The sequence below is a fragment of the Spirulina sp. CS-785/01 genome (genome assembly GCF_028330525.1).
GTDB lineage: Bacteria > Cyanobacteriota > Cyanobacteriia > Cyanobacteriales > Spirulinaceae > JAQMSD01.
On sequence record NZ_JAQMSD010000210.1, the window covers coordinates 1 to 14,078 of the forward strand.

Here is a 14,078-nt window from a genome sequence, read left to right on the forward strand (position 1 = left end):
AAATTGTAGAACGAGACACCGTTGTTTCAGACACTTGTGAGAGACATTTTCTCCCCCTCTCCCAAGGTTGGGAGAGGGGGTTGGGGGGTGAGGGCGACTCCAAACCGCCATATCTCGTTACCCACCTTGACAGGGCTGGGGTTTAGAGGAGATGGGGGAGATGGGGGAGATAGAATAAACAAAGAACCAAGGACTAAGAACAAATAACCAAGAACAAATAACTAAAAAATGCAACTCACCCCTCAAGAAAAAGATAAACTCTTGATTTTCACTGCTGCGTTACTCGCAGAACGGCGTAAAGAGAAAGGACTCAAATTGAATTATCCTGAAGCTATGGCCTATATCTCCGCGGCCATTCTCGAAGGGGCCAGAGAAGGTAAAACGGTTGCTGAGTTAATGAGTGAAGGCACAACTCTCCTTACCCGAAATGATGTGATGGAGGGGATTCCCGAAATGTTGCAAGAAGTCCAAGTGGAGGCGACGTTTCCTGACGGGACAAAGTTAGTAACTGTCCATAACCCCATCCGAACATAAAGTTCAGTAATAACGTGGATGCGATCGCATCTCCCTTGACAATAGGATTGACAATAGGATGTCTCACCTCAACTTGTCACCCATGATCTACGGGGTAGGGGTTTGGGTTTGAATGGGGTGACTCCCTGCAATGAATCCCCCTGCAATGAGAAAAGCGATCGCGCTTAATGTTGCTCTCAAGGAGATTGTAATTTCGTCTTGGGGCAAAATGAGGCCATCAAATAAACTCATGGCCGCGCCAAACGCGCCAAAGTAGCAGCCGATGCCGAGTCCGGCCCGTTGAGTGGGGACTAGGTTTAGGACAAAGGGAATGGACCCATTAAGGACGAGACTAAAGGCAAAGCTAAGTAAGATTGCGCTAAGTGTGACGACTATCAGGAGGGGACTATAAACTAATAAGTGAATTAAAATTGCGATCGCGCCAATTCCGATTAACATGGCTTTTCGGTTGCCGAGGTGGGTGGCTAGTTTTCCGGCGGGGAAGGCCATAATTGCGATCGCTACACTAAAGGCAAACATTCCCCACGGGGTTTGTTCCCCCAAAAAGGGGTTTAAACTCCCCGCAATAGTCGGCATGAGGAAACGCAACCCCCACGCGAGTCCTAGGGCCGTCCCGATGAGAAAGGGGAGAACTGCCCAAGAAAAGGAATACTGTTCTCTCGGAGAGTCTAAACTAGGGGCTTCTGGGGGTGTTACCCAACGCAAAAAGGCCGACGCAGCGAGTAATACTCCCGTCCCCAAGGCAAAGGCGAAGGGCGCACCGAGACTTAAAATAAAACCATAGGCAGTAAAGCGTAATGACCCGGCTAATTGCTGAATAAAGGTTAAACCACTCGCCGCTAAGGGAAATTTAACTTGAGGGGAGGCTTTGCTGAGTAAACTGAGGGCAGGACTGCGAAAAATCGCCATTGCCACTGCCCAAACTACTGCCACAATCGGCAGTAACCCCCGTATTACCGTCTCTGGACTACCCAGAATGACCAATGCGGGCAGTGCAATAAACAGCGCAGAGGCTAAAATGACCCCAGCGAGAATAAAGGGTAAACGAGTGCCAAGGAAACGTTGAGTCCGGTCAGAAACATCTCCGGCAAGGGGTTCGATGACCGCTTCTAGGGCATTCTCAATGATGAGGAGAAGTCCGGCCAATTGCTGGGAAAAGCCCCATTGAACGAGCAAAACGGGCAAATAGAGATTATAAATCACCCAACAGAGGGTTATTGCCCCTTGAATGGCGGTTATTCCGCCAACCCGCCACCATCCAATTTCCGGTTTGGTCATTTTCCTTATTTCACAAAAAATTAATGCTCAATTCAACACCAAAGATTGCTCAGAGTCGGGGGTTTGCCTTTTTGACTCCCGTAACTCGTCAATGGTGGCGATAATTTCTTTTTCAAAGGCTAAATGGGCCCGGTTGGTTTTACCTCCGAGGTAAAAATTATCCCCTTGCTGTAAAGCCCAAATTTGTGAGTGAGACACATAACTCATCACCACACCGACCATTAAAAGGGCAAACCCGGCATAAACAATGGGAACACCGGGATCAGCTTTGATTTGTAATCCGGTTGAACCCACTAATTCAACGATTTTAAGTTCAATTTCTCCGAATTTCATGGAACTGCCTTCGCGGACTGCTCCTACGGGTTGGCCTTGTCCATCATACAGCAAGACTGTCCCTTGTAAGTCTCGGGCTAGGAGGGAAACCCCTTGACTGAGATCGGGTTTCAGAGGGACCCAAGTTCCCCAAAATTTGGTGCTAGTTCCTGTTTCTAACTCTGCCATGGGGAGGCGGAAAATGGGGCTATTATTTAACTGGATTTTAACGGCAGAAATGCCCCAGTTGGTTTGATAAAAGGTGACTCCATCATAGCGGAGGGGTTCGTTGACGTGGATGGTTTTGCGATCGCGTTCTTCCCCTTGTTCGTCAATGACTGATAAATCAGAATAAAATTGGTCAATATTCCCATCGGAGGTATAGTCAATCCAAAACCGATTCACTTTCACAGACCAATCTTGGGGGACTTGGGAGGAGGCAAAGGGGCCTGAGTCTAAGATATGCTGAACTTGAAAGGTTTGGCCACTAGGGACGACTTCTTGGGCTAAAAATCCGGTTAATGCTCCCCAAATGGCCCCGGCAAGAATCACTAAAATGCCAATATGGACGACAATAGGCCCAATACGTCCCATAATTCCTTTCCGAGCATAGAGTTTATCCCCTTCGTTGAATACCCGATAATTGCGCTTTTCTAGGAGAGGGGTGAGGGAGGAGATAGAACCCGTGTCGAGTTCTGCACTAAGGGCGAGTTTTTCAATTTGTTGGGGTTTGCTGTAATATTTCCAAAGTCTTGCTGCTTTCAGGGTGGGGAGTTGTCGGGTAAAGGTACAAGCGGTTAAGCTGCTGCCAAAGAGGACGAGGAGGGAGAGAAACCACCAGGTCCGATATACATGGTCTAACCCTAGGGCTAAAATAACTTTCCAGGTGAGAAAGCCAAATAGTGCGGGGTGTTCGGGATAGTTGCTTTGGTAGAATTCGACGGTCTGGCCTTGTTCGAGGACGGTCCCACTGATGCTAAAAAATGCGATCGCCAATAATAAGATAATCGCTAACTTGAGATTCGCAAGACCCCGCAAAAACCGCCGCAACCCCCGCTTAACGGTGGTATTAAAGGATTGTGTCTGCTCTGTTGTGGTCATTGTATATTGGGTAATGGCTAATGGGTAATGGGTAATTGGTAATTGCTTATTATTAACTGTTCATTGCTTATTGTTCATTGCTTATTGTTTATTGTTCATTGTTCATTGTTCATTGTTCATTGTTCATTGATATAAAGGGAGACGGGTGAGGAGGGAGAATACGCCAAACCCTAATAATAATGCCCCACTGACGGGATTAATCCAACCTGACCAGCGACGCAATTCTAAGATTTTTTTCAGGGAGGAGGTAAACGTCCCGGCTAAAATGAGGGGCATCACATATCCCAGGGTATAAGCTAGTAATAATACTGCACCGAGACTGATATCTTGGGTACTTCCCACCCATGCGAGGAGGGTGGCCAAGACTGGGGTACTACAGGGAGAGGCAACGAGGCCAAAGGTTAATCCTAGCAAGTAAGAACGCAGTCCTTTGGGTAAATCCTGTTGTATCCAGTCACTCCCCCCTAAGTCGGGAAAGCGGAGGGGGAGAATTTCTAGTAAATTTAACCCCATTAGAATGGCAATTACACTCACAAAAATGGGTAATCCTACTCCAATCTGACCATAGACTCTCCCCACGGTCGCTGCGACAATGCCTAAACCTGCTAGGGTGGTGGCCAGTCCTCCGGAAAACCACGCGGACTGTATTGTTCCTTGCCAACGGCCTTGGTTTTCGCATCCCCCAATATAACCTACGGTGATGGGCAACATGGAGAGCATACAAGGGGTTAGGCTGGTTAATAACCCGGCTAAAAAGATAATGCCGATACTTACCCAACCGAGATGGCTGAGTTGGTCGGTTACGATGCGATCGGCAAATTGAGAAAGATTATATAGTGTCGTTGAGAGGGAGTCTAGCATACGGGACGCTTTACTATGTGCTGTTTTCTACCCTATCCATCAACTAAGATGCTTGGGGAGGGCAGAAAATGCTGTACTCCCTTATTCTAATCAATCACAACCCCTTCTAGGGAAGCCCTAAACCCCATTCTCCTCTATCTTTGAGCCTTGCATAGATGCAGCCTCTGGCCAAGGGACTGAGAATTGTTAAATGAATATCATGTTAATTTATTTAAAATATAAGTAGATTTAATTTAATTTTGTTTTCAAATTGTTGCAGAGTTTGTAAATTTTCGTTAACTTTAAGCATAGAAGCCTTTACAAATTAATCTGTAAGGGGTTCACTCAAGCAATTATTCTCACAGCTAGTTTTAAGTCAAGGAGTCAATCATGGAAGAACAAAATCGCAACAACTTTAAGTTTGGTTTCACCGAAGGTGCTGAAAACTGGAATGGCCGTTTAGCGATGATTGGTTTTGTCACCGCTTTAATCATTGAATTAGTCAGTGGCCAAGGTCTGCTGCACTTCTGGGGCCTAATGTAGAGTGACACCCAAGTAAAGGAAGCGCGTAAAACTAGGGGGCGTTAATCAAGCTCTTGATTTTTCCCCTAACTTTACGCGGGACATCCGAAACAATTAAATTATGAAGAATAATCAATTGGGCTTCGGGAATTTGAAGCCCAATTTTTTGTGATGGGTAATTGGGGAATTGCCTACTTTTTTATCAAAGTAGGGGGGGTTTGTCAAGTGTTAAAGCCAAATTCAACAATTCCCCTCCCTTGATTACTTCTCGAAACAATCACGCTGAGGTTAGCGGATATATTCCTTGAGGATGCTGTTACGATTCGGGTGGCGCAGTTTGCGTAAAGCCTTCGCTTCGATTTGACGAATCCGTTCACGGGTGACGTTGAAAATTTGCCCGATTTCTTCGAGGGTTTTCATGCGTCCGTCATCGAGGCCATAGCGCAAGCGTAACACATCCCGTTCCCGGGGGCTGAGGGTGTCGAGAACGTTCTCTAAGTCTTCCCGCAGTAAACTTTTTGAGACTTCATCCTCTGGGGTTTCTCCATCTGCTTCAATGAAGTCCCCTAGGCGAGAATCTTCTTCTTTCCCGATGGGGGTTTCTAAGGAGATGGGAAGTTGGGCCGATTTGGCAATGAAGCGCAATTTCTCGATGGTCATTTCCATCCGTTCGGCAATTTCCTCCTCGGTGGGTTTGCGACCCATTTCTTGGGAGAGAATTTTGGTGGTTTTTTTAATGCGAGAGATGGTTTCGTAGAGGTGAACGGGGAGACGGATGGTGCGAGATTGATCCGCGATCGCGCGTGTAATCGCCTGACGAATCCACCAGGTTGCATAAGTCGAAAACTTATACCCCTTCGCATGATCAAATTTTTCGGCAGCCCGAATTAACCCAAGCGAACCTTCCTGAATCAAATCTTGAAATGACAAGCCCCGATTCATATATTTTTTGGCAATGGAAACCACCAGTCGCAGGTTGGATTGCACCATCTTATCCTTAGCCCTGCGGCCAAAAAACAGACGACGGCGAAAATCTGTCACCTCTAAATCCGCCTCTTGGGCCCATTCTTCATAAGAGGGGTCGCGCTCCAAGGTAGCACACAGACCATCTCGCAATCGCTCAAATTCCAGTAGTTCCGCAATTTTACGCGCCAATTCAATTTCTTCTTCGGCTCGTAATAAACGAATTCGACCAATTTCTTGTAAATAAACCCGTATGGAGTCTTCCGTATAGGTTTTTTTCTTCGCTTGCTGCTCTCGACGGCGAGCGGCTGCGTTTTTCTTCTCTTTTTCAGCATTGGCATTGCTGACTTCTTCTTTTAACTCTTGTTGTGAATCTTCATCCATCAAGAGTTCCTCTAGCTCATTTTGAGGTCGAGTTAATGTTGCGAGATTGTAGTTCGCCTGGGTCATGCCTTTTTTCCTCTTGCTCCTTCAGTTCAAGACCAGAACATTACAATGTATGTTTGGGAAATTACTCAGATGCCTTTTAACTTCTTGTCCGTCTTAATTTTCGGTTTGAACACAATTTCCCCACAAGTGATGTTAGACGAATCCCTTTTTGTCTGAGCCATCCCTTGCTGCCGGGTGAAACCTTAGTTCGTTAGGGAGGGAACTCCTCAACCATTAAGGGACAATAAAGCCAAAGACCTTTCCGATTGTAACCTCTCTTACAAAAAATGGCTGGGATTTTTGCTAATTTGCTTGGTTGCACTCCCAATCAAGAGGTCAAAACCAAAAAATAAATGGTTAATTGGTGACTCAACAGGGGATTCTATGGAGGAGGCAACGGGAGATGCAATTTTCCCCGTTATGGGGAGGTTGACGGCTCTCATTACCCTTGAAGTGAGAAGATTTCTAGATAACTCGAACGCCGTTTCCTGACGGTTTAGGAGTAGCACTTGCATCTGAGGGTTTACCCAACTAAATTGAAATGATGGTGGACAGAGTTCTTAGAACTGTCCGTTATTGTAATAAATTCAACTGGAAATGACAGCCTATTGTTACTGATTCGTTGAAAAACTCCCCTTTTTTGTTTTAATGGGGGTAAATTGCGTATAAGTGTACTAAAAAAATGGGTAATGGGTAATGGGTAATCGGTAATCGGTAATGGGTCAAATTTGAGCAACCTTTGATTCGGTAGTTGAGTGGTATCTATTTTAGAAAAGTTCAACCCCATCTAACCTAATGACTCCTAATGGTTATCTCTGGGTTATCTCTGGGTAATCCATCCCGATTATTGCTTGCTAATTACGGGAGATTGAAGATTTAAAGGCATTTTCAGAGGTTGAGGGGGATTTTCCTTCGTCTCTCCCATTAAGGTATGTAAACTCATCAAGAGGTTTTCTCGCACTCTTGGATCATCCTCTTGGGTTAACATAACCTGAAAATAATCACATAATTGTTGAGCTTGCTCTCGACCTAATTTTTTAACTAATTTGGTGAGTTGTCGCACCAAAATTAAGCGTCGTAGGGGATCACGATCATTCAACTGCAACACTAACCGATCAAACTGGGCTTCGGCTTGTTCTGCAGGCCGTACTAAAAAACGCCATGCGACTAATAGTAAAGTCAGCAGAATTCCTACTCCCTGAATAATTAACCCAGTAGCCACCCAACGGTTGGCAGTATTGACCCAAATGGAGGCGGCTAAATACGCGCTGAAGGCCGCCAGTCCTCCACTCCCTACGGCAACGGTAAACCGTCGTTCTCGACTCTGGAGAAAGTTACGCCAACGGGCTTCTAGTTGCGGCCAGTCCCATCCCTGAAGCTGATAAATGCTCCACATTGCGCCGATTCCTAAGCTAGTCGATAAAACGAGCTTCCAGTCCCAGAGCAACAGTAAGAGAAAGATAAAAGACCCTGTTCCCCAGAAACAGAGTAATCGGAATTGGCGCGATCGCAGTTTAAACCAAAGTTGCCGTTCCAGTCGCACCAAGGTCGGAGATTGGAGAGTGTGAAAGAGTTGTTTTTGCCAGTGAGACACCTGTCAATCAATGCCCAGTGATGTGAATATTGGCATTTTAAACAGTAAACAGTAAACAGTAAACAGTAAACCGTAAACCAGTAACCAGTAATCTTGTTTGTTCTCCCCCATCTCCCCCATCTCCCGACTCCCGACTCCCATCTCCCCTTTGTGTCCTTTGTGTCTTTGTGGTTCAACCGCCAACTATCCACTATCCAACTATCCAACTATCCAACTATCCAACTATCCACTATCAACTATCAACTCGCTCACAAAAGCACTCACGAAGACGCTCGGCGGGTTTGTAGAGAAATCACCTCTCCCCCACTACTTTCCCTCGCTACTCGCACCAAGAGAGCCGCTAAGACTAAACTGGAAATCACAGAACTGCCGCCATAACTAAACAACGGTAACGGTAAACCCGTGGTGGGTAAAACCCCAGTCGCCACCCCAATATTGAGAATTGATTGTCCCACCAAAAATATCGTTGCTCCAATGGCAATCAGTTGATGAATGGCTTGCCTGGCTTTCATGGCCACAATCACCGCTAAGGTGGCATAAATTGCCAATAGAGACAACAAACCAGCACTACCCACAAAGCCAAATTCCTCGGCAAACACAGCAAAAATAAAATCGGTGTATTGAATGGGCAGATAAAACAATTTTTGTTGAGAGAGGCCAAACCCAGCCCCCCAAAAGCCGCCGGACCCGACAGCCAGTAAACTTTGAATCAGTTGGTAGCCATCCTGCATAGGATCAGCCCAGGGGTTTAAAAAGGACATCACCCGACGGCGTTGATAGTCTTGGGAGAAGATACTCACTACCGCTAACCCAACTCCGGATAGAGCCGTGGCGGTGAGTTGTAGCCACGGGAGTCCTGCGGCTAAGGCAATGAGCCAAAGGGTGATGCCACATAGGGCGGTGGTACTGAGGTTGGGTTGGAGGAGAATGCCGCCGAGGAGGGTGGCAAAGGTGAATAGCCAGAGAAAACGGGTTTGCCAGCGTAGTTTTCGCCATTGCCCGAAGATAATGGCACTCTGGAGGACGAGGAAGGGTTTGATCAGTTCGGAGGGTTGCAGGGGGATCGAGGCGATGGACACCCAACGAGTGGCCCCGTTGACGGTTGTTCCCATGCCGGGGATGAGGGTGACGATGACGAGGCCCAGGAGTATCCAAACCCCCCATTTGGCGAAGCGGAGGAGATAGCGAAGGGGCGATCGCACAATTACATTAAACCCCACCATCCCCAACAATACCCAGATCAGTTGTCGCTTAAAGTAATACAGGCCATCCCCATATTCTGCATCGGCCACGGGGTAGGAGGCGGAAAAGAGAACCACTAACCCGGCAAATAACCAGAGTAGGGTGAGCCAGCGCAATAACCGTGCTTCCATTGACCAGTCCATAATATCTGGTTCGAGGAAGGGGATAAAGTAGCGGAGTCTGGGCAGAAGTTCAGATGTTTTCATGAAAGGACGCGATCGCAGATTATAGAACCAAGATCAAGAAGGCCGAATCACCGCAAAACCTCATGGAGCAAAGGTTTATGACGGATTACTGATTACTGATTACCACAAGAGACGCAAGGTTTCGAGCCTCTTGCCCAAAATATTGCGTCTCTTGTCAACTGTGTTGAATTTTTGTCCAATCCAATCAAATCAAAGCGAATTAGGCCAAGCCTGTATTTGTGCCGGGTTTCCCGGTGGCTAATTCAACTTTAACGATTTTACCGCCCATTTTCATAATGCGCTGTTGCTCACGAAACCAGTTATCGTAGGGAACTAATTTCGTAAAAAAGGTATTTTGTAACTCGCGCTGGGTGCGGACACGGGTTTGGCTAGGGACACAAGCCGTTACTTTAAACATTCGCATGGAAATTTTCTCCTAACAAGTATGGGGGATCAAAAAAACTTTTTTTGAAAATTGCTGTAACGGGGGCATGGATCAATCACGAGGTTCAGGAGAGAACGAGCCAATACTAGATTGTTAAAACTCGAAAGTAAATCGACTTGACAAGCCTTTAACTCACTAGCACTCACTCGCTAACTGCCCGAACCTCGGAAAGAACCCAAGTCTAATGTGTTCTAGCTCAAGCCAGAGCAGATGTAATCGAAGTAAACACCCATTTCTTTTCCAGCGTCAGGACCGACTAAGCTGGCGGTAACTTCTTTCATCGCTTGGATGGCTTGGACGGTAGCTCCAACGGGTACACCTAAAGAGTTATAGGTTTCTTTTAACCCATTGAGAACACGCTCGTCTAAGATAGAAGGATCACCAGCGAGCATGGCATAGGTGGAATAGCGGAGGTAGTAGTCTAAGTCGCGGATGCAAGCAGCATAGCGACGAGTGGTGTACATATTTCCGCCAGGACGGGTGATGTCAGAGTAGAGCAGGGATTTAGCCACTGCTTCTTTGACGATTCCAGCAGCGTTAGCACTGATTACGCTAGCGGCACGCACGCGCAGTTGTCCACTTTGGAAATAGCCTTTTAGCTTTTCCATGGCAGAGCCGTCAAGGTATTTCCCTTGAACGTCAGCAGAGTTGATTACAGCAGTAATTGCGTCTTGCATTGTTTTTTCCTTATCTCACCGATTTTTTCAATTGAAGATTTGCAGTTTGCTTGGCCGTCTGTCGGCTGTTATTAACTCGTTTGAGCTTAGACTCGTTTGAGCTTAGACTCGTTTGAGCTTAGACTCGTTTGAGCTTAGACTCGTTTGAGCTTAACAGTTAGACGGGTTAGGCAATTTTACTGCATTGCGCCAACAACGTAGTCGAAGTAGGTGCCGGCTTCACTTGCATCGTCAGCAGACATTAAAGAAGTCGCAACTTCTTTCATGGCGCGAACGCTTAGAGCTACTGCATCAATGGGTGTTCCCAAAGATTTGTACATTTCACGAACTCCCACTAAGCCGATTTCTTCGATCGGGGTAACGTCTCCAGCTACGACACCGTAGGTGACGAGACGGAGATAGTAGTCCATGTCACGTAAGCAGGTAGCGGTCATTTCTTCGCCGTAAGCGTTTCCGCCAGGGGATACAACGTCGGGACGTTGTTGAAAGAGTTTATCACCTGCTTCTTTGACGATGCGCTCGCGGGATTCGGTTAAGGTTTGCGCAATCCGCAGGCGGCTTTCGCCACTGGTAACAAAGGCTTTGATTCGATCTAATTCGCCAGGGCTAAGGTAACGAGCCTCAGCATCAGCATTCACGATGGATTTCGTGACAATACTCATCTATGGATTCCTCCAACAAAAAAAAGTCTGACCAGGTTGATTTAAATCTGGCTTGTAATAATAAGGTCTACTGTTGCTGACTATTAACTCAGAGTTAGCAACCTTCCGGAATTATTTTGCGACATTGTGTTCACTTTCGTTATAAGTGCGTAATATTTTGTAACTTTTTTCCTCATTTTTGGGGGATTTGGGCTGGGGGAGGCGTAAACTGCATATTGAGGAGATTTTGTCAATCTTTTTTTTACTCTTTTTCAAGGGAGTGGTTAAGATTGGATTGAGTTCACCAAATGGGGATCAGTTTACTCGTTACTGCTCACTGCTTACTACTCAATGCTCACTGGTTACTGATTACTGATATGTCGCTGCAAACTGGATTAGATTTACTGGGTCAAAAACGCTATGCTCAGGCGGTGCAGTCACTGGAAGCCTTTTTAGCGGGGCAGTCGGGGACAGTACGAGAGCAACTACAAGCGCGGGTTGCGTTGGTGCAAGCGTATCATCGTAATGGCCAAGTGTTGGAAGCGATCGCGCTGTGCCAAAAACTCGCCCAAAGTAAAAACCCCACCATCCAGGTTTGGGCCGAGGAGTCTCTCCCCAAGCTACAAGGGGCCAGTAACTCCAAGAAAACCACCTTAAAGCAACTGTTACACCGGGGACAGCAAGCACTCAAAGACAAACAATATCCCCAAGCCATTGCCGCCTTGGAAAATTATTGTAGTCGAGTCAAAGACCCCGATGAGCCGGGATATGGCCAAGCCCAGATGGGACTGGTGAAAGCCTATCAAGCTGTCGGTCAACTTGAAGACGCGATCGCGCTTTGCCAAGAATTAACCCAAACCTCCGACATCATGCTCGAAAGCTGGGCCCAACAAATGCTCGGCGCACTCAAATCCAGTCAAACCAAACAAAACGCCCCCCCAGACAGTGACCCCCCCAAACAAAACAAAGCCGTCGGCGGAGTCCGCGTACCCATTGCCGGGACAAAAGACAGTCTCTTGCTCGTCTCCGGAATCACCCTCACCCTCCTCTTAGGCTTTGTCTTCGTTTTCCTCCTCCTCATCTCCCAAGTTGTCTTATACGGAAACGACTGGCCCCTCACCCTACCCGCAGCCCTCGGCCTCACCATCGGCTTTAACCTACTCATCTTCGTCTTCTCTCCCCCTCTCATGGACTGGATGCAACATTCCCTCTACGGAGTCCGTTGGGTTTCCCTCCCCGACCTAGAAAAAGACAGTCCAGAAGCCGCCCAAACCCTCCAGCGTATTTGTAAAAAACACAAGCTCACCCCGCCCAAATTAGGCATTATCGGCGACCAAACCCCCACCGCCTTCACCTATGGGTCATTCCCCAACACCGCCCGCATTATCGTCAGTGACGGCTTATTTCACTATCTCAGCGACGAAGAAGTGGCCGCCGTCTATGCCCATGAATTAGGGCATATTATCCATTGGGACTTTGCCGTAATGACCGTGGCTGCCACCTTAGTCCAGATGATGTATTTAATTTACATCTATTTAAGCGAACCGGAAAACAACCAAGACAGTAAAGCAGTCTTAGCAGGCCGACTCGCCATGGCCGCCTATATTTTCTACCTCATCGGCACGTATCTTATCCTCTACCTCTCCCGCATCCGGGAATACTATGCCGACCACTTCTCCGCCCAAAACACAGGCAACCCCAACGCCCTCTCCCGTGCCTTAGTCAAAATTGCCTATGGCATCCTAGAGAGTAACGAAAGCCAAGAAAAACCTAACCGTCTCACCGAAGGAACACGCAGTCTCGGCATTTATGACCCCAAAGCCGCCTCCACCACAGGCACAGCCTACCGCCTCAACAGCGAAACCCAAAACTTAAATCGGGTTTTTCTCTGGGACTTATTCAACCCCTGGGCGTTTTGGATGGAATTAAATTCAACTCACCCCTTAACCGGAAAACGAATTCGCGCTTTATCCACCTACGCAGAACAATTAGGACTTAACCGAGAATTTGACATGGCAACAGTGGTTCAAGACGGAAAACAACTGAGTAAAAAGAAACTTTATGGGAATTTTGCCTTAGATATCTTGCGTTATTTATCCCCTTGGCTAGGGTTAGGTGTGGGGGGAATTTTAACCCTATTTACCGGAAATTTTTCCTGTCTTCTTTTGGGGTTAGGCGGGGGAATATTGTGTTATGGGTTTGCCTTATTTCCCCGTTTCCAAAGTTGGGACAATACCGAGGTTTTCAGCCTCCTCTCTAACCCCTATGCCAGTCCTCTCCATCCCATTCCCGCTACCCTCACTGGAGAAATTATTGGTCGCGGAGACGCAGGTTATGTGTTTGGATCAGATTTAATGTTTGAAGATGAAACGGGGTTAATGTTTATTCACTATGCGTCTTTTTGGGGACCGTTGGGAAATTTCTTTTTTGGTGCAACCCAAGCGAACCAGTTTATCGGACAAGGGGGGAAAGTGCGCGGTTGGTTTCGTCGGGGAATTACTCCCTATTTAGATTTACATGAGATGAGTCTGGGTGGGGAAGTGGTGAAAGGATATCACGATGCTTGGTTGTTAATTGTTGGGGTGTTATTGGTGGTATTGGGTGGGGTGACGTTGCTTTTAAGTTAGGTGAGATTTAAGTGGGAAGAACCACAAAGACACAAAGGACACAAAGAGAAAATCGCCAAGAGAAAATCGCAAAGAGGAAATCACAAAGAGGAAATATAGAGCATTATAATCATAATACTCTATATTCATTATTTTCAAACAATACAATTTTATTTTTTCCACTAAATTTTGCATATTTTAAAGCCAGACTTGCCTCTTCTTTTCCTCAGATATACCATCCCTATACAAAGATGATGGGTTATCGATAAAGAAAACTTTTTGAATCTCATTATTATAATATTTATTAGCAAAATATACGACATTACGAATAGTTTTTATATTTGGATTACCAGATGTAATTAATTGCATTGGCATAATTTCATTTCATAATTTCATTTAATGTACAACTCTAAACAATGAATAGTGACTTACCTATAATTATAAAGGTAACTGTTTTAAAAGATTCGGTTTTACTGAACGGAATGTGATAAAAATCTTGAAACTTCCTTAAAAACCAACACTTTCCTCGGATTCTGAGGGGGAAGTTTCCTCGTTTTCTTCCTCTGGGGAGGGGGTGGGAGAAGGACTTGCACTAGGAGAGGGAGAGTCACTGGGACTGGGAGAGGGTTGGGAGGGGGTTGGGGTTGCGCGAGTGGGGGAGGGACTGGGTTGGGGTTGTTCTGGGTCTTCTTGTTGCTGATTTTGGGGT

General features: G+C 46.5%; 13 protein-coding genes. 3 read left to right on the top strand and 10 right to left on the bottom strand.

Annotated features, from left to right (window positions below):
* Positions 1–228 precede the first annotated feature (228 nt).
* The gene (ureA, locus tag PN462_RS13795; RefSeq protein WP_272128921.1) at positions 229–534 is read left to right on the top strand and encodes an urease subunit gamma; all 306 of its coding nucleotides are present in this window, start codon (positions 229–231) and stop codon (positions 532–534) included.
* 87 nt (positions 535–621) lie between these two features.
* Here the strand turns inward: ureA and PN462_RS13800 are convergent, their stop codons facing one another.
* From PN462_RS13800 to PN462_RS13810, 3 genes are all read right to left on the bottom strand, one after another.
* Positions 622–1,812 carry an MFS transporter gene (locus PN462_RS13800; protein WP_272128922.1) on the bottom strand — a complete coding sequence of 397 codons (1,191 nt, stop codon included), beginning with the start codon at positions 1,810–1,812 and terminating at the stop codon, positions 622–624.
* A gap of 27 nt (positions 1,813–1,839) precedes the next feature.
* Complete coding sequence (locus PN462_RS13805) at positions 1,840–3,225, bottom strand: cytochrome c biogenesis protein (protein WP_272128923.1); 1,386 nt, start codon at positions 3,223–3,225, stop codon at positions 1,840–1,842.
* Positions 3,226–3,348: 123 nt separating this feature from the next.
* Complete coding sequence (locus PN462_RS13810) at positions 3,349–4,086, bottom strand: cytochrome c biogenesis protein CcdA (protein WP_272128925.1); 738 nt, start codon at positions 4,084–4,086, stop codon at positions 3,349–3,351.
* A gap of 369 nt (positions 4,087–4,455) precedes the next feature.
* On the opposite strand from PN462_RS13810, the gene PN462_RS13815 reads away from it, so the two are divergent.
* On the top strand, positions 4,456–4,608 hold the full coding sequence (locus PN462_RS13815; protein ID WP_272128926.1) for a chlorophyll a/b-binding protein: 153 nt from the start codon (positions 4,456–4,458) through the stop codon (positions 4,606–4,608).
* Between the two features lie 267 nt (positions 4,609–4,875).
* On the opposite strand, the gene rpoD is transcribed toward PN462_RS13815, so the two are convergent.
* The 6 genes from rpoD to apcA form a co-directional block, all read right to left on the bottom strand.
* Entirely contained in the window at positions 4,876–6,000 is a 1,125-nt protein-coding gene (rpoD, locus tag PN462_RS13820; RefSeq protein ID WP_272128928.1) for an RNA polymerase sigma factor RpoD, read from the bottom strand.
* A gap of 823 nt (positions 6,001–6,823) precedes the next feature.
* On the bottom strand, positions 6,824–7,573 hold the full coding sequence (locus PN462_RS13825; protein WP_272128930.1) for a hypothetical protein: 750 nt from the start codon (positions 7,571–7,573) through the stop codon (positions 6,824–6,826).
* 260 nt (positions 7,574–7,833) lie between these two features.
* Complete coding sequence (locus PN462_RS13830; RefSeq protein WP_272128931.1) at positions 7,834–9,021, bottom strand: FtsW/RodA/SpoVE family cell cycle protein; 1,188 nt, start codon at positions 9,019–9,021, stop codon at positions 7,834–7,836.
* 199 nt (positions 9,022–9,220) lie between these two features.
* Positions 9,221–9,424: a phycobilisome linker polypeptide gene (locus tag PN462_RS13835; protein WP_272128932.1), complete on the bottom strand. Its 204-nt coding sequence runs from the start codon at positions 9,422–9,424 to the stop codon at positions 9,221–9,223.
* A gap of 212 nt (positions 9,425–9,636) precedes the next feature.
* Positions 9,637–10,122, bottom strand: coding sequence for an allophycocyanin subunit beta (gene apcB / locus PN462_RS13840; RefSeq protein ID WP_272128935.1), 486 nt, complete (start codon positions 10,120–10,122; stop codon positions 9,637–9,639).
* A gap of 176 nt (positions 10,123–10,298) precedes the next feature.
* Positions 10,299–10,784: an allophycocyanin subunit alpha gene (gene apcA / locus PN462_RS13845; RefSeq protein WP_272128937.1), complete on the bottom strand. Its 486-nt coding sequence runs from the start codon at positions 10,782–10,784 to the stop codon at positions 10,299–10,301.
* A gap of 287 nt (positions 10,785–11,071) precedes the next feature.
* Here apcA and PN462_RS13850 point away from each other — a divergent pair, with 287 nt between their 5' ends.
* Positions 11,072–13,390, top strand: a complete 2,319-nt coding sequence (locus PN462_RS13850) for a M48 family metalloprotease (protein WP_272128939.1) — start codon at positions 11,072–11,074, stop codon at positions 13,388–13,390.
* A gap of 486 nt (positions 13,391–13,876) precedes the next feature.
* Here PN462_RS13850 and PN462_RS13855 read toward each other — a convergent pair.
* On the bottom strand, positions 13,877–14,078 hold a 202-nt coding region (locus PN462_RS13855; RefSeq protein WP_272128941.1), incomplete at its 5' end, for a hypothetical protein.

Bases quoted from the DNA above. Each gene is read 5' to 3' on its own strand.
- ureA (WP_272128921.1), top strand. From the start codon at position 229: ATGCAACTCACCCCTCAAGAAAAAGATAAACTCTTGATTTTCACTGCT.
- PN462_RS13800 (WP_272128922.1), bottom strand. From the start codon at position 1,812: ATGACCAAACCGGAAATTGGATGGTGGCGGGTTGGCGGAATAACCGCC.
- PN462_RS13805 (WP_272128923.1), bottom strand. From the start codon at position 3,225: ATGACCACAACAGAGCAGACACAATCCTTTAATACCACCGTTAAGCGG.
- PN462_RS13810 (WP_272128925.1), bottom strand. From the start codon at position 4,086: ATGCTAGACTCCCTCTCAACGACACTATATAATCTTTCTCAATTTGCC.
- PN462_RS13815 (WP_272128926.1), top strand. From the start codon at position 4,456: ATGGAAGAACAAAATCGCAACAACTTTAAGTTTGGTTTCACCGAAGGT.
- rpoD (WP_272128928.1), bottom strand. From the start codon at position 6,000: ATGACCCAGGCGAACTACAATCTCGCAACATTAACTCGACCTCAAAAT.
- PN462_RS13830 (WP_272128931.1), bottom strand. From the start codon at position 9,021: ATGAAAACATCTGAACTTCTGCCCAGACTCCGCTACTTTATCCCCTTC.
- PN462_RS13835 (WP_272128932.1), bottom strand. From the start codon at position 9,424: ATGCGAATGTTTAAAGTAACGGCTTGTGTCCCTAGCCAAACCCGTGTC.
- apcB (WP_272128935.1), bottom strand. From the start codon at position 10,122: ATGCAAGACGCAATTACTGCTGTAATCAACTCTGCTGACGTTCAAGGG.
- apcA (WP_272128937.1), bottom strand. From the start codon at position 10,784: ATGAGTATTGTCACGAAATCCATCGTGAATGCTGATGCTGAGGCTCGT.
- PN462_RS13850 (WP_272128939.1), top strand. From the start codon at position 11,072: ATGGGGATCAGTTTACTCGTTACTGCTCACTGCTTACTACTCAATGCT.